A 22582-nucleotide genomic window follows, 5' to 3' on the forward strand; every position below is an offset into this window, starting at 1 on the left:
AGAAAGGAATGGTTCTCATGGCAATTAGTAGAAAAGACCCAAAAGGAAGAAAATTAAGAGAGGGCGAAAACTGGCGGAATGACGGAAGATACAGTTATCGTTATACAGATGTAAGAACAGGCAAGAGATTGACAGTCTATGCACAAGATTTACCAGAGCTTCGAGAAAAAGAGAAGCAGATTGCAAAGGATATGGAAGATAACATATTGACAGACGGAGCAATCAAAAAAATGACGCTCAACACGTTATTTGAGCGTTATATGGTAACTCGTGAGCTGGCTGATACTACAAGAGTTAGTTATGTTCGTGCTTGGGAAAACAGAGTAAAAGACGAGATTGGAAATATTAAAGTTGTTCAGCTTTTACCCTCACATATTAAAGAGTATTATGCGAAACTTTCCAAAGCTGGATATGCTTATTCTACAATCAAGTATATCCACAACCTGCTTTATCCTGCATTAGAAATGGCTGTTGATGATGATATTATCCGAAAGAACCCTGCAAAAAGTTCCATTAGCGATTATGGAAAACCAGCAGAGGAAAAAGAAGCCTTAACTGTTTCTCAACAAGAAAAGTTTATGGAGTTTGTAAAACAGAGCAATGTCTATAACACATATTATCCTATGTTTACCATAATGATTGGTACGGGATTAAGGTGTGGAGAGTTGATTGGTCTTACATGGAAAGATATAAACATCAAGGCAAAAACGGTTAATGTAGACCACCAGCTCATATATAAGAATTTAGGCGACGGTTGCAAGTTTCATATCTCAACACCAAAAACGGAGTCGGGTATTCGTATTATACCTATGACACAAGAAGTTGCAAAAGCCTTTGAGGAACAAAGGAAAATCAATTTCATGCTTGCAAAGGATAAGAGCATTGAGGTGGACGGGTATTCGGGGTTTGTCTTTACAGCGAAATCGGGCAGACCGCTTATGCCGAATGGCGTAAATAGTGTTTTATATAACATTGTAGACGCATATAACAAAGTCGAAGTAGAATGGGCAAAAAAAGAGCATAGGAAAGCGGAGCTGTTACCGAAGTTTTCAGCTCATGTCATGCGACATACCGCCTGCACCAGAATGGCAGAGTGCCGTATGGACGTAAAGGTTCTTCAATATATTATGGGACACGCCCATATAGATGTAACAATGGAAGTGTATAACCATATCGGAGAGCTGACAAGGATTGAAAAAGAGATTGCAAGACTGGATAGCATGGCGTTAAACGCTTGACACCATAAAAAGAAAAATTGGTGTCAAATTGGTGTCAAAACAGAAAAAATCACAATTTCAAAAGAAATAAGATACTGCAAACCATTGATTTTAAAGGGTTTGCAAAAAAATATGAAAAATATTAGCACTCACCTCTTGACAGTGCTAATAATAGGTGCTATATTACAGTTAGAACAAAGGAAGGGGAACAAAAGAAAGATAAGATTCCTGATCCGAAAGGTTCTGGCACACAACACATCGGATTTCTCCGACAGTGCTTAAATATATTTTATGAATGTCTTTTGAAAGGAGATATGACTTATGATGTTACCTAGTATTTTTGGAGAAAACTTATTGGACAATTGGTTTGATGATGGTTGGAATTCATGGGATTACAGCAATACAAGCCTCATGAACACAGACGTTAAAGAGAATGATAATGATTATGAACTGACAATGAATCTTCCAGGTGTTAAAAAAGAAGATGTCACAGCAGAGCTGAAAGATGGTTACTTAACAATCCATGCTACATCTAATCAGAACAAAGATGAGAAAGATGAAGATGGCAAATATATCCGCCGTGAGCGTTACAGTGGTTCCTGCAACCGTAGCTTCTATGTTGGAGATGCTGTTACAGAGGAAGATATTAAGGCCAGCTTCGAGAATGGTACTTTGAAGATGACAATTCCTAAGAAGGAAGCAAAGGCTGTACCGGAGAAGAAATTCATTTCCATTGAAGGATAATTTCACAGCAAAGCTGTATACAAGTTTTAGATTTGTTACACCTTCTTTGTAACCGTGGCGGTTCAAAAGAACCGCCTGCGGATCACATAGATGAGTAATTTGATTATAACAATTTTAGTATATATTTTTAGGAGGAATGACTTATGTTACCTAGCATTTTTAATGATAATTTATTTGATGATTTCTTTAACTTTCCATTTTACAATGACAAAGCAGAGCGTCGTGCAGAGAAAAAACTTTACGGACATCATGCTCACAACCTTATGAAAACTGACATCAAAGAGAAAAAAGACGGTTATGAGTTAGAGATGGATCTTCCGGGCTTTAAGAAAGATGAAATCACCGCTGAATTGAAAGACGGTTACATGACCATCAGTGCAGCAAAAGGTTTGGATCAGGACGAACAGGAGAAAGATACCGGACGTTATCTTCGTCGTGAGCGTTACGCCGGAGCCTGCCAGAGAACTTTCTATGTTGGAGAAGATGTTACAGAAGAGGATATCAAAGCTGAGTTCAAACACGGTATCTTGAAACTCTTCATTCCAAAGAAAGAAGCAAAACCAGCTGAACCAGAGAAAAAATTCATCTCCATTGAAGGATAATTTTCTCTCCCATTGAGAGTGTTTTCCTGTGAGATAGAATTTTCTCATAAATGTAATTTCCCCTCTTACCGGAAGAACCTGTCACTGGCAGGTTCTTCCAGATGCTTCGGCAACGAAAAGAAGTGTCACATCCCACAGTGGCACTTCTTTTTATTTGCATTTTATTTGCACTTTTTATTCTTTATGATCAACAGATTTTATTTCCATTGGCTTTCATCTTAAATTTTAACCCCAGTATTTCTGCTGCTCTTTTACACATCAGCATGCGCTGCAGAAATATTTCAAAATAATCTAAAATGGAGCATATTTCTTCATCAAGTTCAATTTCCAATAAGATTACTTTTTTCTCAACATTAACCTGAAGACTGGAGGCAACTGCCGCATAATTAACACGATCGTGCATATCAAAATTCTCTTTGATCGGATTCCTTACACGGTTTCTTCTGACATCTGTCTTATCTGCCAGGATCAATGCCGCAGAAACAGCATCTACTGCAGTCCCAGTTTGTTCATCATGCTGACCGATTGCACTGACAATTGCCGCGATATCTTCATCTGGAAACTTCCATTCCCGAAGCAGCTGAAATGCCATCAGGGCAGAACTATGTGCATGATCTACACGGTTGACACAATTTCCCATATCATGCATATATCCTGCAATTTGGGCAAGTTCTACTGTACGTTCGTTATATCCTAATTTTTCCAAAATTTCTCCTGCTGTCTCGGCAACTTTAACTGCATGTCCTCTGGAATGTTCTGTATATCCTAAGATTCCTAAAACTCTATTTCCCTGTTCAATATATGCATTCACCTCCGGCATCTTTTTGATCGATTTATAAGTTATTTTATCCAATTTAAATATGTTCCCTTCTGTTATTTATAATCTTCGAATTGCGTCCATCGCCAGTTCCGATCGCTCACATTCTTCTGTTGACATCGTAATCTGATAGCAAAGCGGACTTCCTTTCATATACTCCGATGCATAACTGAGACCATTCGTTCTCTCATCAAGAAATGGGCGGTCAATCTGATTCGGATCTCCAAGCAGCACAATTTTCGTTCCTTTTCCGGCTCTTGTAATAATTCCTTTCACTTGATTTGGAGTCATATTCTGAGCTTCATCGATGATTAAATATGTATTTACAAATGAACGTCCTCTTATAAAATTCATTGCTTCAGCCTGTATGATGCCTCTGGCAAATATTTCTTCTATTTTCCCTTGAAGTTCCTGCTCATCTTGATAACGGGCTTCCTCATCAGAATCAATTAACTGCTCCAGATTATCCATGATCGGGCGCATTAACGGAGATATCTTCTCCTGCTCATCTCCCGGCAAGAATCCAATATCCGAATCAAACTGTGCATTAGGTCTGCAGATCAGAATTCTGCGATATTCCCCCGTCGGATTGTTCAAGATCTTCTCCAGACCAACTGCAAGAGAATAAAATGTCTTAGCTGTGCCTGCCATACCTTTTACAATCACAAGCGGTGCCTCATCAGCCGGTTTCATAAGTGCTTCCTGAAGAAAATACTGACCTGAATTTCTCGGCTTCACTCCATATGGTAAATTCTTTTTGTATTTTAAAGGCACAACTTTCTTACCTTCCACTCTTCCAAGATGTGTTTTCTTCAACGACTGATCTGCTTTTAAAATAATAAATTCATTTTCCACAAGTTCCGGTTGAATTTTATTTCCCATTTCATCTGACAAATATAATTCTTTGACAGAAACTCCTTTTTTCTTAAAATCTTTGAACTTATCCTCCGCCACAAAGCATTGTTGTCTGCCACTATACTGTTCTTCCTCTGCAATTACCTGCTCCGTACTAAAATCCTGAGCCTCAATCCCCATAATCTGAGCTTTTATTCGAAGCACCAGATCCTTTGTCACAAGTACTACTGGTTTTTCCTCATCAGAAATCCCTTTGCAGACTTTCAAAATCCTGTTATCCGCTTTATCTTCCGGCAAACTTTTAGGAAGTTCCACTCCGACACAATTAGCCTCGACTCTTAAAAAACCACCATTTTCCAACTCTACTCCCTTTAACAAGTCACCTTTCATTCGAAGCTTTTCTAAGAAACGTATGGCCCGTCTGGCATTTGCCCCTTTTTCACCTTCTGCTTTCTTGAGTCCGTCCAATTCTTCCAGTACGACCAATGGTAAAATAACCCGGTTTTCTTCAAAACACTGACATGCATACGGCGCCTGAATCAATATATTAGTATCAATCACATACGATTTAATCATCAACATCTCTCCTGCTCTGCATTTTCAAACTTATTCTGCAAGTTGTCGACCTTGCATCATCTAATATAACAAGGGAATATTGATTTTATTTCATGATTGTGTAAAATACGCGTAAATTAAATTACAATCCCGTTACAATAATCTATCTCATGCTGAATAATCTGTGCAATCCAACCAGTATATTTCTGACGCTGTTTTTTCCAGTTCATGTCCTGATACTCGAGTTCAATCTCCTGATATCTGGTACATGGACGCACGCCAATCAGTGACAAACATCCTTCTTCTGTCTGATAAGAACCACTTTTCTTCACAATTCTCGGATTGAACATGGCAACATTCATAAATCCCATATTCACTGCAATAATCCGCTTCTTGACACCGATCATGTTAGCTGCCATACCGACACAGCCCTTCCGTCAACATCTGAAACCATTCATTCTCAGTAAGTTCCAGAAACTCAGCTACTGTTCCATAATATCCGCTATAATCACCCAGCCCCATGTGTGGTCTGCTCTGCCTGATTAGTCCGTACCACTCATAATTCTCATTACGGTAGCACAAATCCTTCATATAAGGCGAATTATAAAGATAATGATTCACTGTGCTTCTGTCTTTATTCAGTTTCTTAGCAATCTCCCGTGCTTTAATTCCATCGCCAGAGGCAATCAGGGCATAAATGTCCCGTTCAATGATATCCATGATTAAAAGCTTGTCCTCCAAAGTGGAATCACATTAATAACAGGCTCTTCATACGGATGAACTGTCTTCACCGCTTCGATTGTCTTATCAACATTTTCTGTATATACTGTAACCTCCACTTTTAACTCCGGCTCACAACTGATTTCTCCGTTCGTCCCTATATATGGATTACAGCCGTCAAGCGGACGCCAATAACCAGTTACCGGACTCACCGACATACAGGAATCATAATTGCCGATGTGTCCCGCATCAACCTCCTGGAGAGCTTTCTGTAAGACCTCCAGGTGCGATGGCGGAAGAAAGATTTCTAATTTACAATACTTAAAGTCCATGGAAATACCTCTTTTGTTATTCTTATAGTTTATCCTTATTGTATCATAATAAGAATATCCCGTCTTCCATTTACACGTACAATCATCAGGCAATCATCATTATTTAATTAAGCCTCCTGATCATAATAATTATCCGGTTCTTTCACACATGTAATCTTCCTCCAATTTCAAAAGGATTTTATCTAATCCTCCATATATTCTCTATAATCTACTTCACTTGCGAATAACATATATCTTCCTTGCACTAATCCCATATACCCTTCTGATGTTGCATATCCTTTCATATTCTTCATCCTCCTTAGACATAATCTGTAATTTATATAGTTTCCATTGTCTCTTTGCTTTCTTATAGCTATAGTTTACATATTTAGATGTCCTATAAAAATGACAGGTTGACGTATAAAAATCTTTATGCTATTCTTATCTCGCTAAATCTGATTAATATTTCGGATTCAAAGTAACATTTACAAAATACATATTCTAAAAACTACAGTGTGGACTTTTTCAGTTCAACTTTTTTTCGCCGCACAATTATAGACTTTTTATAATTGTACGGCTTTTTGTATGCCCGAAATAATTCGGTTAACATATTTTTAAGGAGGAAATATTTATGAATGATACATTTATGAAAGAAAAGCCGATTCTGCCTCTTTTGACTTCTATGGCGCTTCCTATGGTCATTTCAATGTTGGTGAACTCGCTTTATAATATTGTAGATAGTTTTTTCGTAGCTCAGATCAATGAGCAGGCAATGGCTGCCCTGTCACTGGTTTTTCCGGTACAGAACTTTGTGAATGCGACTGCCATTGGATTTGGCGTCGGAATCAACGCTATGATCGCATTCCATCTCGGAGCTGGCAATAAAGAAAATGCAAATGCTTCCGCAACTCACGGAATGATTCTTTCAGTGATACATGGATTTCTTGCTCTGATCATCAGCATTGCAATTATGCCAACATTTTTAGGAGCATTTACGAAAGATGAAAATGTTATAAAACTTGGATTAGAATATTCCAGAATTGTGTTTTTGTTCGCGCCAGTGATTATGATCAGTCTGGCTTTTGAGAAAATATTTCAGGCTGTAGGACGAATGAATGAGACGATGTTTGCACTTTTATGCGGCTGTATTTCCAATATCATACTGGATCCGCTGCTGATTTTCGGAATTGGATTCTTCCCAAAACTCGGAATTAAAGGTGCTGCGCTTGCAACCGGCATCGGACAGATTATTACTGTAATTGTTTATCTAATCTATTATGTGAAGAAGCCACTTCCGGTAAAGCTAAAAAAATCTTGTCTGCCCCTTCAACGATCCTTGGATTTTAGGCTCTACACAATTGGCGTACCAGCCATTTTAAACCTGGCTCTGCCTTCATTTTTAGTATCATTTCTTAATGGTGTTCTCTCCGCCTACTCCGACATTTACGTCGTAGTGCTTGGAATTTACTACAAATTGCAGACGTTCCTTTATCTTCCGGCAAGTGGAATTGTCCAGGGAATGCGTCCAGTCATTGGTTACAACTATGGTGCCGGAGAAATGGAGCGCGTAAGAAAAATTTTCCGTCTGGCGCTGCTTATGTGTGGTGGAATCATGACAGGCGGAACACTTCTGTGTCTGTTTTTTGCAAATGGTCTTATCGGAATGTTCACTACGAATCCTGAAACAATTCAGGCGGGCGGTCTTGCACTTTGCATTATCAGCTCCGGATTTATTGTTTCCAGTATCTCCGTTACTGCTTCCGGCGCACTGGAAGGCCTCGGAAAAGGGGTACAGTCACTGCTCATTTCTCTGATGCGTTATGTAGTTATCATTATGCCGGCGGCCTTTATTTTAAGCCGTATCCGGGGTGCTGTCGGAGTATGGAATGCATTCTGGATCACAGAACTTATCAGCGCAATAGCTTCTGTGTGGATCTATAGAAAAAGTCTGAAACACTAAATTGGGGATACCCTGAATCGTTGATGGGGACGTAACACTTTTGCAAAGTGCTACGTCCCCATCTTACTATTTTATCTTGATATAAGATTCAATCAACTCTACTGTCTTCTCGAATCCAAGTTTTCCGCTGTTGATGCACAGGTCATAATTTTCTGCATCATCCCAGCTTCTTCCTGTGTGATAATGATAGAAGTCTGAACGGTATTTGTTGGCTCGTTCGATGTATTTCTCCATCTCTTTTTCGCTCATGCTGACACGCTCTAATGCGGATTTCATCTGGAAATCGTGATCTGCATGAACGTATACGCTGATCATATCCGGATCGTCTTTTAAGACAAAGTCAGCGCATCGTCCGATCAATACACAAGAACCTTCTGCTGCGTATTTTTTAATGATCTCAGCTTCGTAGTTAAAGAGATTCTGATCTGATGTAAATTCTTTGCTTTCCGGTGGAAGGAGTTCTCCGCTATATACGTTGGTGGATAGCAGGAATTTCGGTAACCTTTTCAGGCGTTCATCTCGTGCATTGAACATACTCTCATTAATACCACTTTCCTCGGAGGCACGCTGCAGGATTTCTCTGCTGTAGCATGGAATTCCGAGTTTTTCTGCCAGCATGTACCCGATGGTCTTTCCACCGCTTCCATACTGTCTGTTGATTGTTATTACTACTCTTTTCATAGCAATTCCCCCAATCTTTTTCTGTTACTTATATTTTAAATGTAACATCTCTTTTATGCAAGTCTTGCTCTAACAAGCCTCAATCTGAAACTCATAGAAGAAAACATTACTCTTCCCTGAACTTCTACACATTTATCCTCTACTCACCAAGATATGCCTTCTTAACTGCATCGTCGTTCATCAGCTCTTTTGCATCTCCGCTGAGCAAGATTTTACCTGTCTCTAATACATAGGCGCGGTCTGCGATTTCCAATGCTTTCTTCGCATTCTGCTCTACGAGAAGTACTGTCGTTCCCGTTTTTCTTACTTCTTTGATAATGTCAAAGATCTCGTTTACAAAGATTGGTGAAAGTCCCATGGAAGGCTCGTCCATGACGATCAGTTTCGGTTTTGACATAAGCGCCCGTCCCATTGCCAGCATCTGCTGCTCGCCACCGGAGAGTGTTCCGGCTCTCTGGTCCTTTCTTTCTTTCAAACGAGGGAATCTCTCATAGACCATAGCAAGCGTCTGTTCAATCTCCTCTTTGTCTTTTCTTGTGTATGCACCCATTTTCAGATTCTGGTATACGCTCAGATCTGCAAATACACGACGTCCTTCCGGTACGTGTGCGACTCCCATGTATACAATTTTGTGAGCAGGCACTTTTGTAATATCCTGTCCCTCAAATGTTACAGTTCCTTTCTTTGACGGAAGAAGACCTGTAATTGTATGAAGTGTGGTTGTCTTTCCGGCTCCATTTGCTCCGATAAGAGCCACAACTTCTCCTTGGTTTACTTCAAACGAAATGCCTTTGATTGCCTGGATCATTCCGTAATATACTTCCAAATCCTTTACTTCAAGCATTGCCATATTCTTATTTCCTCCTGTCTGGCTTTTCTTTACGTTTGTTTCCGGTTCTCTTATTCATCTCCAAGATATGCAGAAATAACTTCAGGGTTATTCAACACATCTGCTGTTTTTCCCTGTGCCAGTACCTGACCGAAATTCAGAACTGTCAGTTCTTCGCAAATTCCGGATACCAGTTTCATGTCATGCTCGATCAGAAGTATTGTCATTCCAAAATGTTTTCTCACGAACTGGATCGTCTCCATCAGTTCTCCCGTCTCATTCGGGTTCATACCTGCGGCAGGCTCGTCCAGAAGAAGAAGCTTCGGCTCTGTTGCCATAGCACGGGCAATCTCCAGCTTTCTCTGCTTACCATATGGAAGGTTCGTTGCCAGCACATCTGCTTCACCGTCAAGATCAAAAACCTTCAAGATTTCCATAGTCTTCTCGTCCATGGCTTTCTCTACTTTTTTGTATTTTGGAAGCCGTAAGATTCCTTCCAGTGTAGAATATTTATAGTGATTGTGAAGTCCTACTTTTACATTATCAAGTACTGATAACTGCTTGAACAGACGGATATTCTGAAATGTTCTTGCAATACCTGCTTTGTTGATGTCAATCGTCTTCTTACCTGTAATATCCTCGCCATCCAGTTTGATAATTCCCTCATTTGGCTTATACACACCTGTCAGAAGGTTGAATACCGTTGTTTTACCGGCTCCGTTCGGTCCGATCAGTCCGTAAAGTTCCCCTTTTTCGATCTGCATTTCAAACCCGTCTACTGCACGCAGTCCTCCGAAGGAAATGGACAGATTTTTTACATCTAATAATGCCATCTTATGCTTCCTCCTTTACTGCTTTTTTCCGTTTGAATTTTGCCAAATGTTTTTCTCTCCACTCAATTGCTTTCGGAGCCCAGTTAAAGAGCATCATGACAATCAGTACAATTGCGTAGATCAGCATACGGTAATTGGACAGCCCACGCAGAAGTTCCGGAAGCAGTGTCAGGATTGCTGCTGCAATAATAGAACCTCTCACACTTCCAATGCCTCCCAGAACAACAAATACAAGAATCATGATAGACATGTTGTATCCAAAGTTCTGTGGTGTTGCCATCAGCGATGACAGATTATGTGAGTAAAGCACTCCAGCCATTCCTGCAATTGCTGCAGACAGAGAAAATGCAATCAGTTTATATTTTGTTATATTGATTCCTACGGATTCTGCTGCAATACGGTCATCGCGAATCGCCATGATCGCGCGTCCGGTTCTGGAGCTGATCAGATTCAGAACAATGACAAGTGTGATCAGAATTAATATAAATCCGATAGTAAATGTACTGTCTTTCGGTGTTCCGCTGATTCCCTGTGGTCCGTTCAGAAGAATCTTTCCATCCGGCTCCATGTTCAAAGAGACGGAATCCTTCATTGAAAAATGGAATCCTTTAGAATCTTTGCCAATATAAAAGACATTAATTACATTTTTAATAATCTCGCCAAACGCCAGTGTTACGATTGCCAGGTAATCTCCGTTCAGACGAAGTACCGGAATTCCAATTAGGATTCCGAAAATTCCTGCGCACACTGCTCCGAGCAGAAGAGCAATCATGAATCTTAAAAGATCCGGCTCAATGACACCTTTCATGCATTTAGAGAAAAATGCACTTGTAAATGCTCCGATACACATGAATCCGGCATGTCCAAGGCTCAGTTCTCCAAGAAAACCTACGACCAGGTTCAGAGAAATTGCCAAAATGATGTAAGTACAGATTGGTACAAGTAATCCTGTAAATAAGCTAGACAGGCTTCCACTTGTAACAAGTACCTGGATTACTGCGTAAACTACGATTACCATAAGATATGTAATCATGTTGTTTTTTGTTGTTTTATTCATATTCTTTAACATTCCTGCCACCTACACTTTCTCCTGGATATTCTTACCAAGAATTCCAGTAGGTTTTACAAGAAGTACCACGATCAGAACTGCAAATACGATTGCATCTGCAAGCTGTGAAGAAATGTATGCTTTTCCGAGAATCTCAATGATTCCAAGAATAATTCCTCCTATCAGCGCTCCCGGTACAGAACCGATTCCACCAAATACAGCTGCTACGAACGCCTTGATACCAGGCATGGAACCTGTGTAAGGTGTCAGGCTTGGGTATGCAGAGCAGAGCAGTACACCTGCGATTGCAGCAAGTGCGGATCCGATTGCAAATGTCATGGAAATAGTCTTATTTACATTAATTCCCATAAGCTGTGCTGCACCTTTGTCCTCGGATACAGCCAACATTGCCTGACCTGCTTTTGTCTTATTAATAAACAGCATCAGACCTGCCATAATAACAATACATAGTACAATTGTCAGGATGGTTGTTCCTGTAATTGTAAGCTTTCCACCTGCCAATTTTAAGTTTGGCAATTTGATGACTTCTGGAAATGATTTCGTATTAGAACCAAAAATCAGAAGTGCCAGGTTCTGAAGCAGGTAGCTGACACCGATTGCTGTAATCAGAACTGCCAGTGGAGATGCCGCATTACGAAGCGGGCGATAAGCAACTCCTTCAATTACAATTCCAAAAATTGTGCAGGCGATCGTCGCAATAATGATTGCAACAATTGGATTCAGACCTGTGCCTGTCACACAAGTCAATACGATATATGCTCCGACCATAATAACGTCACCATGGGCGAAGTTCAACATCTTAGCAATACCGTATACCATGGTATAGCCAAGAGCGATGATCGCATATACACTTCCAAGGCTGATACCATTAATGAGATAAGATATAAAACTCATTTTTCTTCTCCTTCCTTTAACTAAAATTTTTACCTCTCAATTATAATGATGTTGGGGGCAAAAGCCCCAACTATGATGCAATATGTGAGAAAGGCTGCCACAGCAATTCTGTAGCAGCCGCTTATCACTATTTTAACTTATCGGGCTGAATTAGTCCATGGATACATATACACCATTTTCAATCTTAACACCCTTAGGTGCCTTGTTCGGCTCACCGTTCTTCTCCCATGTGATTCCGTCTACACCTGTCAGACCGTCAATCTTGATCTTTGTCATAGCGTCCATCAATTTGTCGCACATCTCTGAGTAATCCATATCCGGTGTTACATCCGCTTCCTCTGCTGCAGCTTTGATAGCGTAAATTGCATCATATGCATCTGCTGCAAACTGAATTGGTGTATCGCCGTATTTATCTTCATATGCTTTTGTGAATGCCTGAGTCTTCTCATCCTGTGCATCAGATGCATAAGGTGTCAGAAGCATCGTTCCCTCTGCAAGAGATTTATCAAATCCCTCTACACCAAGGATTCCGTCAAGTCCATCACATCCAAAGAATGTCGGATGATAATCTAACTTAGCTGCCTGCTGTAAGATAGCAGATGCTTCCTGATAGTAGATTGGAAGGAATACAAGATCAGCTCCTGATGACTGTGCCTTCTTTAACTGTACAGAAAAGTCTGTCTTATTATCTGCTGTAAATGCTTCTGCTGCTACAACATCAAGGCCTTCTTTCTTAGCCTCTGCTGCGAAGTTTGTGTAAATTCCATTAGAATATACATCGGAGCTGTTATAAATAACTGCTATCTTTGTTGCAAGTTTGTTCTTTGCAATGTACTCTGCAGATTTTGTTCCCTGTTCAGGATCTGAGAAACAAAGACGGAATACGTTGTCGTGATCCTCAACGCTCTCTACTGCTGTTCCGGAAGGTGTGATCTGGAACATGTGATCACTGTCTGTCTCAGATGCTACTGCTGTACAAGAACCAGATGTTACAGTTCCCATAAGAATCTGCATACCCCAGTCTTTCAGAGTATTGTAAGCATTCACAGCTTTCTCTGCATCTGCCTGATCATCTTCTGTCTTGAACTCAACCTGCTTACCATTGATTCCACCATTTTTATTAATCTCTTCTACAGCAAGCTTTGCACCGTTGTCTACTGCTTCACCATATGCTGCTGCATCTCCTGTCATCGGTCCGATTCCACCAATTTTAAATACATCTGATTTTGAATCTGAGCTTCCGCTCTTAGAACCACAGCCTGCCATCATGCTGACTGCCAGTGCTGATACTAATACAGCACTTACAACTTTTTTAAATTTCATAATTCCTATCCTCCAACTCTGTTTTTGTATTGACCTTATAATATCTCCTTCTTTTCCGTCTGTCAATGAAAATTTTAGATTTCACTCTGTTTTTTTATCAGTACAATCTTTTATACATAATAGAAATTACAATTTCTTATTATATAAAAAATAACAGGTAAACATATCGCTTTCAATGTCATATTTAAGCTCTGACATTGAGTGCCATATATCCACCTGCTATTTTTTAATATTTTCCTTCTATATAATGATGTTGGAACATCCCCCTACTGATACAAGCTTGTTTCTCACCACCTATAGAGGCGGGAGTCATCTCCCAGCTGATATTATCTCATTTTCAGAATCGGACTGATCTTCTTGTAGATCAGAAGTACTACAGCGGATACCATTGCACCTTTCAAAAGGTTAAATGGTGCTACTGCAAATACGACAAATGTAAGTAAATTCGTAATATGACCATTTACTGCTGTTCCCATTCCTACCAACGCATCGATTGGCATGCTAAATGCTTTTGCATAAGCCGGGAGTAATACATATGCATTTAAAAAGCAACCGATAAATGCCATAAATACAGTTCCTGCTGCCATTCCGATCATTGCACTTTTTCTGGAGTGTTTTGCTTTATAGATCCATGCTGCCGGAAGGATAAAGGCACAGCCAATTGCAAAGTTGGCAATATCACCGACACCTGCTGTAGATGTTCCACTGATCAGAAGATGTAATACGATTTTAATAAGTTCGATCATTGCTCCTGCTGCCGGTCCCATTGCAAAGCAGCCGATCAGTGCCGGAACTTCGCTGAAATCAATCTTGTAAAATGCCGGTGCAAATGGAAGCGGTATTTCAAATGCCATTAAAATAACTGCAATTGCCCCCAGCATTCCCACCTGGGTAATGAATCTTACTTTTGACATACCTGCTGTGTTTGACTTGTTCTGTGTTGCTACATTTGTACTCATTTCTTTCTCTCCTAGTATAATAATGATGTAGTCAATCAAGACTACTTGGTTAATAAGTTTCTATAAATCAGATAACAGAAGAAGGGATTCTTCCTTCATCAGATGTTATCCATAATAATGATCATGTCTGACGGTTCCTGATAGACACTAGATAAAACATAAGGTATCATCTCTTAGGATAGGACAAAGAATGTATTTCTCCTTGGGACACTGATTATCAGTGGATACCTGTAATTAAGTCAATTAGTCCATTCGACAGGGTTTTATGTTTTAGCTGGTTGGGAGCCGGAAGGCCATACCCGAATAACGCGCTAGGTTGTGTACCTGCCAGATTGGAAATGGATTCCTATCAGAAAGGAGCTATTGCTCATGTCAAACAAAGTTTTCTTTAATCTCGATGATTTATTCATCTCTGTTGGTATTGATATCGGTGCTGATTTCTCATGGATGTCTATAGCACTTCCAAACCAACAATTCGTAGGAAAACCTTACAAAATCCTACATAACAGTATTGATTCCCTTACAACCGCTGTTTCTAAAATAAAAGAAGCAGAAGAGTTGTATTCTTTGGAAAGTCACATTTTCCTCGAATCCACGGGAATTTATCATTACCCACTCTTCTGCTATCTTCGTGATAAGGGTTTTAACTGCTCGGTTATTAATCCTATCATCACTAAGAATAGCACAAACATCAACATACGAAAAGTACATAATGATCGTTTTGATTCTAAAAAAGCTGCTTTGGTTGGTTTGAAACCTGATTTAAAGGTTTCACTTATGCCTTCAGATCTTGCTCTAAACTGCCGTAACCTATGCCGTGAATACTACGATTTAATGGATAATCGCAGTGCCTATGTGAATAAGCTTCAGGGTGAATTACGCATGGTGTTTCCACAGTATCTTGACATCTTTTCCAAGGTTACTATCAACACTTCTCTTACATTATTGGAGACTTATACCTCTCCATCAGCTTTTCTTAAAGCAGACAAGCAAGAGATTATTGATATCATCAAATCAACAGCTCGCTTTGGACTTACATATGCTCAAAATAAGTATAATGCCATAATTCAGGCGGCAACTGATGCAAATCAGTTTGGTTACATCATAGACAGCAACATCAAGCGTATTCGCCTTTATATCAGCTTCATACGTAAATATGATGAAGAAATCAACAACATTCTTGAATCGCTCCATGAGCTTGTTGATGCTAATGAAGATGCCGACTTTGTCAAGCAGATTCATTTGATTGAAACATTTAAAGGTGCCGGTTTCTTGTCTGCTGTATCCATCATGGGTGAGATTGGTGACTTTTCAGCATTTTCAAAACCAAAACAACTTTTCGCTTATTTCGGTCTTGATCCGGCAGTAAAACAATCCGGAAAATTTGAAGGTACCAAGGTTCAAATGTCTAAGCGTGGTTCTGCCATAGCTAGACGTGTGATTCACACGTTAACCTTACAAAGCATCAGTATCTCCCGTAATGGAGAAGCTAAAAATCCAGTTCTTCGTGAGTACTACCTCAAGAAATGTGACTCAAAACCAAAGCTCGTAGCAATGGGAGCTGTTTCACATAAGGTATGCAATATGATATTTGCAATACTCAGAGACAACAAACCATTTAAAATCATTGCTCCTCAGGAGCATATCAAACAATACAATGCTGCTAAATGCGACATAGCTGCATAAAATACTATGAACCCAATGATTCAATATCTTTCAAAAAATGATATTTTCACCAAGGGGGAAGTTTGCCCTTTTTTAGTCAGAAAACAAAATAATTTTTTTCTCATTTAACTATTGACATTTATTAGCTGGACTTTNTAAAATACTATGAACCCAATGATTCAATATCTTTCAAAAAATGATATTTTCACCAAGGGGGAAGTTTGCCCTTTTTTAGTCAGAAAACAAAATAATTTTTTTCTCATTTAACTATTGACATTTATTAGCTGGACTTTTTATCTGCGGTGTGTCTGAGCTGTGCAAATGAAAACCTCAGGCACCGCCCTCTTTTATTTTAAGTAAGAAAGAATACTTCTTTTGGAACTATGCTTCTTTAGAATGTATCACTAAAAAAGATCCACCGAACCTTTTTGTCGTATGCTTGACAACACAAAATCCCCCGACGCTTACGCTTCGGGGGACTGACATACATTCACCATAATTCTTCTCTCATCCAGACTTTACTGTCGGTTCCGGAATCTCACCAGATCAGCCACTGCATACACTTACACAGCGGGTCGCGGACTTTACCGCCGGTTGGGAATTACACCCTGCCCCGAAGAATCTCTCTTATCTGTATTTGATTATAATCCTCTGATTAGTCCTTTTCAAGGCTTTTTTCAAAAATCTTTTTACTGGAAGGACATCATCAGATCGTCCTGATGCACTGTTTCACCTGGTTTTACATAAATCTTGTCTACAACACCTTCGATCGTAGATACAACAATTGTCTCCATCTTCATAGCTTCCAGAGTAAGAAGCGGTGTATTGACTTTGACCGTATCTCCCTCTTTGACAAGGACATTTCCTACGATACCTGGGATATTTGCTCCAAGCTGTTTCGGATTGGACTTGCTTGCCTTAAGCTTACGATCTGTCTTGATCTCCAGTTTCTTATCCAGAATCTTGACGTTACGGATAGATCCATTTACCTGGAACATCAATGTACGGTATCCTTCCTCGTCCGGCTCGCTTGCTTCCAGATATTTGATCAGAAGTTCCTTTCCTTCGCCAATCTTCAAGTAAGTCTCCTCACCCTTTCTAAGGCCATAGAAGTATACGTGACTTTCCAATCTTGTAACGTCATTGTAAATCTCAAAGTGTTCGCAATAGTCCTCATATACCTTCGGATACAGTGCATAGCTGACTGCTTTCTTGCACATATCTGCTTCTGAGCGATCCTCATAATGATATTTCTCGCACAGATCCTTCTTAATCTGATCCAGATCAACTGCCGGGAGAAGTGCACCTGGACGTTCTGTCAGTGGTTTAATATCTTTCAGGACAATCTTCTGCAGCTCCTTCGGGAATCCACCATACGGCTGTCCCATCATACCCTGGAAATAAGATACGACGGAATCCGGATAGGATAATCCGGCACCTTCTGTCAGAATATTATCTTTTGTCAGGCCATTCTTGTACATAAAGATAGCCAGATCACCGACTGCCTTGGAAGTTGGAGTTACTTTTACGATGTTTCCAAGCAGATCATTGGCGTCTTTGTAAAGTCCCTTGATTGCTTCAAAATCATCCGGTGACCCCATACTTGTTACCTGTGCAAGCAAGTTGGAGTACTGTCCTCCCGGAATCTCATATTTGTAAATCTCTGTGTTTGGAGATTTCATATCACTTTCAAATGGTGCATATACTTCACGCACACGGCTGTAGTAGTGACTTAATTCTGTCAGTTCCTCCGGCTTCAGGCCTGTGTCACGTCTTGTTCCACGAAGTGCCTCTGCTACTGCGTTCATAGACGGCTGACTGGTCAGTGATGACATAGACTCAATTGCCAGGTCAACAATATCTACGCCGGCTTCTGCCGCCATCATAACAGTACTTACACCATTTCCCGTGGAATCGTGTGTATGCAAATGTAGTGGTACATGAAGTTCTCTCTTCAGTGTGCTGATCAGTTCTTTTGCTGCCAGCGGCTTCAGAAGTCCTGCCATATCCTTGATTGCAATAGAATGGCATCCTAAAGACTCCAGTTCTTTCGCCATCTTCACATAATAATCTAATGTATACTTTGTCTCGTTCGGACTTGTAATATCTCCTGTGTAGCAGATTGCACCTTCAACGATCTTTCCAGTCTTAAGTGCCTCCTCGATTGGCAGTTTCATAGTCTCGATCCAGTTCAGACTGTCAAAAATACGGAATACATCGATTCCATTCTCTGCTGAGATCTGAATGAACTCTTTTACAAGGTTGTCCGGATAGTTGCTGTATCCAACGGCATTGGACGCACGAAGCAACATCTGGATCAATGTATTCGGCATACGCTCTCTTAAAGTTGTAAGACGTTTCCACGGTGACTCCTTCAGGAATCGGTACGCTGTATCAAATGTAGCACCTCCCCATGCCTCTACTGAAAATGCGTTCTGCATAAATGCATTTGTCGCATAAGCGGCACCGCACAGATCTTTGCTACGCATACGTGTTGCCACCAGTGACTGCTGCGCATCACGCATACTTGTATCTGTAACATAAAGCTTTTCTTCTTTTAAAATCTTCTGCATGTAGCCTTCTGCACCAAGTTTTAAAAATTCATCTCTTGCACCATAGACCGGTTTATCATGGTCAAATGTCGGCAGAATACGGTTATCGAACTGTTTCTTCTTACCCATGTCAGAATTGATGATACGATCACCGATAAACTCAATGATCTTAGTCGCACGGTTCAGGCTGTGTGTCAGGCGGAATAACTCCGGTGTCTCCTCGATAAATGTTGTGTAACACTGACCGGACTGGAATGTCGGGTGGTTCAGCACATTGATCAGGAACGGAATATTTGTCTTAACTCCACGGATACGCATCTCCTGAAGGGCACGCTCGGATTTTCTCACTGCGCCTGCAAAGGTACGGTCATGAGAAATAATCTTTACAAGCAGACTGTCATAGTGTGGTGATACAACGGCTCCGACATATGCACAGCCACCGTCCAGACGGATACCATTACCGGAACCGGAACGATATACTGTCATCTCACCTGTATCCGGCAGGAAGTTATTTGCCGGATCTTCAGAAGTAACACGAGTCTGAATAGAATATCCGTTACATGTAACATCTTCCTGTGATTTAATATGTATCTCCTCTGAATCAAGAGCATATCCTTCTGCAACCAGGATCTGAGCCTGCACGATATCAATTCCTGTCACCATCTCACTGACTGTATGCTCTACCTGAATACGAGGGTTCATTTCAATAAAGTATGGATTGTTATCTCTGTCTACCAGAAACTCCAGTGTTCCTGCATTAACATATCCAACATTTTTACAAAGACGGATTGCTGCATCAAAAATCTTCTCTCTTGTCTCGTCTGGAATGGTAAATGCCGGCGCATACTCTACGACCTTCTGATGACGTCTCTGCACAGAACAGTCACGGTCGAACAGATGCACAACATTGCCGTAATTATCTCCGATTACCTGAACCTCAATATGCTTTGGTCCTTTCAGATACTTCTCAACGAAGATCATATCATCACCGAAAGCTTTTTTAGATTCGTTTCTCGCTTCGTTGAATTCTTTTTCCAGATCAGCCGGATCATTGACAATACGCATACCGCGTCCGCCACCACCGTTGGAAGCTTTCAGCATAATCGGATATCCGACCATGTCTGCAATCTTCGCTGCCTCTTCATAAGACTTCATCGCGTGATCTACTCCAGGAATGATTGGTACATCTGCTGCAATGGCAATCTGTTTGGAAGAAATCTTATCTCCCATTGCTCTCATAATATCACTGGAAGGTCCAATAAATGTAATGCCATTCTGTTCACATGCATCTACAAACTCCGGATTCTCTGACAGGAACCCATATCCAGGATGGATTGCATCTACGCCTGCATTCAGTGCGATCTTAATAATTGTATCAATATCAAGATATGCATCGATTGGTCCTTTATCAGGATTCAGGGGATAGGATTCGTCTGCTTTGGAACGGAAAAGAGCGTATCTGTCTTCCTTAGAATAAATGCTGACTGTCACAATTCCGAGCTCATTGAGCGCGCGGAATACTCGAATGGCGATTTCCCCACGGTTCGCCACCAGAACTTTCTTGAACTGTTTCATTGTCTTCTTCCTCTCTTTTTTTATTGGTTTGCAATTAGCCTTTTTCTCTCTAATCCCACGGGCAATTACAAATTGACCGAAAAGTCGCATGATAGTTCATCTGCCCCACACGGATTACATGCACTTTTGATTTAGTTTACAGGATTTTTCTGAGAAATGCAAGATAAAAATATGACAACTTCATTTTTTGACGATAGTTAAGAAAATAACAATGAAATTTGCAAGATTTTGAATTATAAAATTCATTTTAGCCTCTTTTTTCCCTTTTTTCTTGTCTATAACAGATAAAAATTGCATCAAAACTTTTCTTTTCCATGATTCACACTTTTTTAACAATCTAAACACAAATCGAAAACATTTTTTCATTATTATATAGACATCAGCAAGAGAGATGCTGAGATATAAATAACAATTTTCTTTTTCATACTTTTTCCTTTGAGAGTCTTCCGGTGGGAGGGCTCTTTTTATTTTGGAAATTTAATTTATTCTTCTGACATTGACGCCCCTGTTTTTTCCCTGCCACTTATAAATCATGAGATAAACCTTATAGTCGAGTTCGTCTTGTGCGGTGACGAATGGCTCTTCTCTTAGTACCTCGGATTTGATTCCCTGCTGATAAAGTTCTGCCTGCTCTTTTTTTGCCTGACTGATAAGTTTCTGATGTCTTTCATCAGCTTCTTTTCCGAAACTCCGGTTTGGATAGTTTGCGGCTTCTTGTTTGAGTTTTTCTGTCAGAAGTTCTATGAAGCGTACATGTTTTGTCTGATGTAATTTTACGGCTATGTAACGACTCATTCTCATACCATGATGTTTCCGGTAATATTTTAATAACTTTATCATGCTTTTATCGTCTGCTTCTTCTGCGAATTCTTCCATGACTGTGATTGCCTCTTCTGACGGCTGCCACGGATTATCTTTTGGTACAATATATTGATCCGGCACTGCCGGGTAACAGCAGTAATTGAGTGGCGGGAACTGTTCTAACATTGCCAGTTTCTGTTCTGTCGGTGTGCAGAATTCCGGTCATTCGCGCACCGTGAAATACAAGAAAACTTTCCACTGCATCGTTCATCATATAAACCAGTTTATACTCTGGCAGAAGTAATTCGAACTGATCTTGTTCCAAAAGTTCTTCCAGCATCTCCAAAGCTCTCTCCTGACTAATCTGGTACGCCTGATTTTCCACATTTTCTTTATTCTTTTGCTCTGCTTTCCACACATTTTCTGTGTTTTTCTCCGTTTCCAATTATCTCTCGCTCTCCTTCATTGGCATCTTCCATCACAACTTTCGTTTCTCTGATCATGCCTTCCGGCAGTTCCTGATACTCCACCCTCAAGACTGCCTGTGCCCAGTTCAGACTGATCTGAGGCTGTTTATTTTTCTCACGTCCGGCTCTCTCGATTTCTTCCAGAAGTTCTTTTAACACTTCTTTGGTCAGATAGCCGCCTCGCCAGTGAAAGGTCAGCACGCGTCCTTTCTTCGCTGCCTGAAGCGACCGCTTGTATACATCTTCTATCTTTGTAAATGACAGTTTCTTTTCTTTATAATAGAAGTGTCCGCCCTCGTTGCATGCTGGAGCCGGATACAACAGTGGTTCGTGATCCCGGAAAATGTTTTTATCATCCAGGTTAAAATAATCGTACCTGAAATCCATCTGTTCTGCTTTTCCGGCTTTGTTCTTTCCCGATGTGTTGCGTGGAGTTTTGTTTTCCGGTTTCTGATTTTCTTTTTTCTCATAATTGCCAAGCGTATTGTCAAATGTTACGTCCAGGTGATAATACTGTCCGTCAATCTTTACGATATTCCATGTATGACGGTACTTAATCCCTTTTTCCGGATTATTTCCACACACTGCGATCATACACCAGATTCCAAGGACATCACACAATACCTTCACGGATTTTGCAATTCCTTCACATACGCCTACCCCATGCCCTAAAGGTCCGATAATCTCATGGGAATAAGGTTTTTTCAGCTTATCATAATGTATACTTTCACATAAAAAGTCGTGTATATATTTTTCCTTGCCCCACTGGGAAAATGTTTTCGCTTCTCTTGTGATTTTCTCTACTCGGGCTGTCATGGCTTTCTGATGTTCTTTTATCTTTGCTTTTTCAAATAAATATTCCGGCACAAAAATCAGATTGGGAGAATCGTTGTAATATTTATACTTATAGCCTGTTGCCCAGAAAATTTCCGGATGATCCAGCCGGAGCTTGAAAAAGACATTATAAAGTGCCTCACCCTCCAGTCTTGGAATCTGAATCTCTTCATCTATATTTAAAAATCCCTGATACAAGGCATGATAAACTGCCTGTTCTATTTTATTCATCCTATTATAATAGTACTGTTCCATGTAATTTCCCGTAATCCTTTTCTATCATTTCAAGTTTTTGTCACTAATAATGATTGCGAGTTTT

Annotated in this window: 20 protein-coding genes, 1 pseudogene and 1 riboswitch; of the genes and pseudogenes, 5 read left to right on the forward strand and 16 right to left on the reverse strand. The window is 40.3% G+C overall.

Annotated elements, in window-relative coordinates; all coding sequences use genetic code 11:
- Window positions 1-17: 17 nt before the first annotated feature.
- From C7E02_RS10515 to C7E02_RS10525, 3 genes are all read left to right on the forward strand, one after another.
- Window positions 18-1238, forward strand: a complete 1221-nt coding sequence (locus C7E02_RS10515; RefSeq protein ID WP_105309518.1) for a tyrosine-type recombinase/integrase — start codon at window positions 18-20, stop codon at window positions 1236-1238.
- Window positions 1239-1538: 300 nt separating this feature from the next.
- Window positions 1539-1961: an Hsp20/alpha crystallin family protein gene (locus C7E02_RS10520; RefSeq protein WP_105309519.1), complete on the forward strand. Its 423-nt coding sequence runs from the start codon at window positions 1539-1541 to the stop codon at window positions 1959-1961.
- 143 nt (window positions 1962-2104) lie between these two features.
- Complete coding sequence (locus tag C7E02_RS10525; protein ID WP_105309520.1) at window positions 2105-2563, forward strand: Hsp20/alpha crystallin family protein; 459 nt, start codon at window positions 2105-2107, stop codon at window positions 2561-2563.
- A 187-nt stretch (window positions 2564-2750) separates the two neighbouring features.
- Here the strand turns inward: C7E02_RS10525 and C7E02_RS10530 are convergent, their stop codons facing one another.
- The 5 genes and pseudogenes from C7E02_RS10530 to C7E02_RS10550 all read right to left on the reverse strand — a co-directional run bounded on the left by C7E02_RS10530 (window position 2751) and on the right by C7E02_RS10550 (window position 5842).
- Complete coding sequence (locus tag C7E02_RS10530) at window positions 2751-3383, reverse strand: HD domain-containing protein (RefSeq protein ID WP_105309836.1); 633 nt, start codon at window positions 3381-3383, stop codon at window positions 2751-2753.
- Between the two features lie 57 nt (window positions 3384-3440).
- Entirely contained in the window at window positions 3441-4811 is a 1371-nt protein-coding gene (locus C7E02_RS10535) for a PhoH family protein (protein ID WP_022279728.1), read from the reverse strand.
- Between the two features lie 116 nt (window positions 4812-4927).
- Window positions 4928-5227, reverse strand: a pseudogene (locus C7E02_RS10540) (peptide deformylase); the annotation flags it as partial.
- A complete protein-coding gene (locus C7E02_RS10545; RefSeq protein ID WP_242978791.1) occupies window positions 5199-5510 on the reverse strand; it encodes a winged helix-turn-helix transcriptional regulator in 312 nt (103 codons plus the stop codon). The gene C7E02_RS10545 and the pseudogene C7E02_RS10540, both read right to left, overlap by 29 nt.
- A 2-nt stretch (window positions 5511-5512) precedes the next feature.
- Window positions 5513-5842: a cytochrome c biogenesis protein gene (locus C7E02_RS10550; RefSeq protein WP_029730923.1), complete on the reverse strand. Its 330-nt coding sequence runs from the start codon at window positions 5840-5842 to the stop codon at window positions 5513-5515.
- A 610-nt stretch (window positions 5843-6452) separates the two neighbouring features.
- Here C7E02_RS10550 and C7E02_RS10555 point away from each other — a divergent pair.
- Complete coding sequence (locus C7E02_RS10555; RefSeq protein ID WP_105309521.1) at window positions 6453-7781, forward strand: MATE family efflux transporter; 1329 nt, start codon at window positions 6453-6455, stop codon at window positions 7779-7781.
- 66 nt (window positions 7782-7847) lie between these two features.
- Here C7E02_RS10555 and C7E02_RS10560 read toward each other — a convergent pair whose 3' ends face one another.
- The 7 genes from C7E02_RS10560 to C7E02_RS10590 all read right to left on the reverse strand — a co-directional run bounded on the left by C7E02_RS10560 (window position 7848) and on the right by C7E02_RS10590 (window position 14369).
- Window positions 7848-8462 carry a cytidylate kinase-like family protein gene (locus tag C7E02_RS10560; RefSeq protein WP_105309522.1) on the reverse strand — a complete coding sequence of 205 codons (615 nt, stop codon included), beginning with the start codon at window positions 8460-8462 and terminating at the stop codon, window positions 7848-7850.
- Window positions 8463-8601: 139 nt separating this feature from the next.
- Entirely contained in the window at window positions 8602-9312 is a 711-nt protein-coding gene (locus tag C7E02_RS10565; RefSeq protein WP_005330898.1) for an ABC transporter ATP-binding protein, read from the reverse strand.
- Between the two features lie 50 nt (window positions 9313-9362).
- Window positions 9363-10124: an ABC transporter ATP-binding protein gene (locus C7E02_RS10570; protein WP_105309523.1), complete on the reverse strand. Its 762-nt coding sequence runs from the start codon at window positions 10122-10124 to the stop codon at window positions 9363-9365.
- A gap of 1 nt (window position 10125) precedes the next feature.
- Complete coding sequence (locus C7E02_RS10575; protein ID WP_105309837.1) at window positions 10126-11193, reverse strand: branched-chain amino acid ABC transporter permease; 1068 nt, start codon at window positions 11191-11193, stop codon at window positions 10126-10128.
- A gap of 9 nt (window positions 11194-11202) precedes the next feature.
- Window positions 11203-12087 carry a branched-chain amino acid ABC transporter permease gene (locus C7E02_RS10580; protein WP_005341308.1) on the reverse strand — a complete coding sequence of 295 codons (885 nt, stop codon included), beginning with the start codon at window positions 12085-12087 and terminating at the stop codon, window positions 11203-11205.
- Between the two features lie 150 nt (window positions 12088-12237).
- On the reverse strand, window positions 12238-13410 hold the full coding sequence (locus C7E02_RS10585; protein WP_022278792.1) for an ABC transporter substrate-binding protein: 1173 nt from the start codon (window positions 13408-13410) through the stop codon (window positions 12238-12240).
- 326 nt (window positions 13411-13736) lie between these two features.
- Window positions 13737-14369: an ECF transporter S component gene (locus tag C7E02_RS10590; protein ID WP_022278791.1), complete on the reverse strand. Its 633-nt coding sequence runs from the start codon at window positions 14367-14369 to the stop codon at window positions 13737-13739.
- A 369-nt stretch (window positions 14370-14738) separates the two neighbouring features.
- Here C7E02_RS10590 and C7E02_RS10595 point away from each other — a divergent pair, with 369 nt between their 5' ends.
- Window positions 14739-16055 carry an IS110 family transposase gene (locus tag C7E02_RS10595; protein ID WP_055304676.1) on the forward strand — a complete coding sequence of 439 codons (1317 nt, stop codon included), beginning with the start codon at window positions 14739-14741 and terminating at the stop codon, window positions 16053-16055.
- Window positions 16056-16529: 474 nt separating this feature from the next.
- Window positions 16530-16659, reverse strand: a riboswitch (FMN riboswitch).
- A 64-nt stretch (window positions 16660-16723) separates the two neighbouring features.
- On the opposite strand, the gene C7E02_RS10600 is transcribed toward C7E02_RS10595, so the two are convergent.
- From C7E02_RS10600 to C7E02_RS10610, 4 genes are all read right to left on the reverse strand, one after another.
- Window positions 16724-20161 (reverse strand): pyruvate carboxylase, encoded by a 3438-nt coding sequence (locus C7E02_RS10600; RefSeq protein ID WP_105309524.1) that lies wholly within the window; start codon window positions 20159-20161, stop codon window positions 16724-16726.
- Between the two features lie 477 nt (window positions 20162-20638).
- Window positions 20639-21148, reverse strand: a complete 510-nt coding sequence (locus tag C7E02_RS10605) for a DUF3878 family protein (protein WP_242978792.1) — start codon at window positions 21146-21148, stop codon at window positions 20639-20641.
- The gene (locus tag C7E02_RS19765) at window positions 21072-21407 is read right to left on the reverse strand and encodes a DUF3878 family protein (protein ID WP_242978793.1); all 336 of its coding nucleotides are present in this window, start codon (window positions 21405-21407) and stop codon (window positions 21072-21074) included. Before C7E02_RS19765 ends, C7E02_RS10605 begins: the two co-directional genes overlap by 77 nt.
- On the reverse strand, window positions 21355-22518 hold the full coding sequence (locus C7E02_RS10610; RefSeq protein WP_105309525.1) for a transglutaminase domain-containing protein: 1164 nt from the start codon (window positions 22516-22518) through the stop codon (window positions 21355-21357). Before C7E02_RS10610 ends, C7E02_RS19765 begins: the two co-directional genes overlap by 53 nt.
- Window positions 22519-22582 lie beyond the last annotated feature (64 nt).

The organism is Dorea sp. Marseille-P4042 (assembly GCF_900290215.1).
GTDB classification, from domain to species: domain Bacteria; phylum Bacillota; class Clostridia; order Lachnospirales; family Lachnospiraceae; genus Dorea; species Dorea formicigenerans.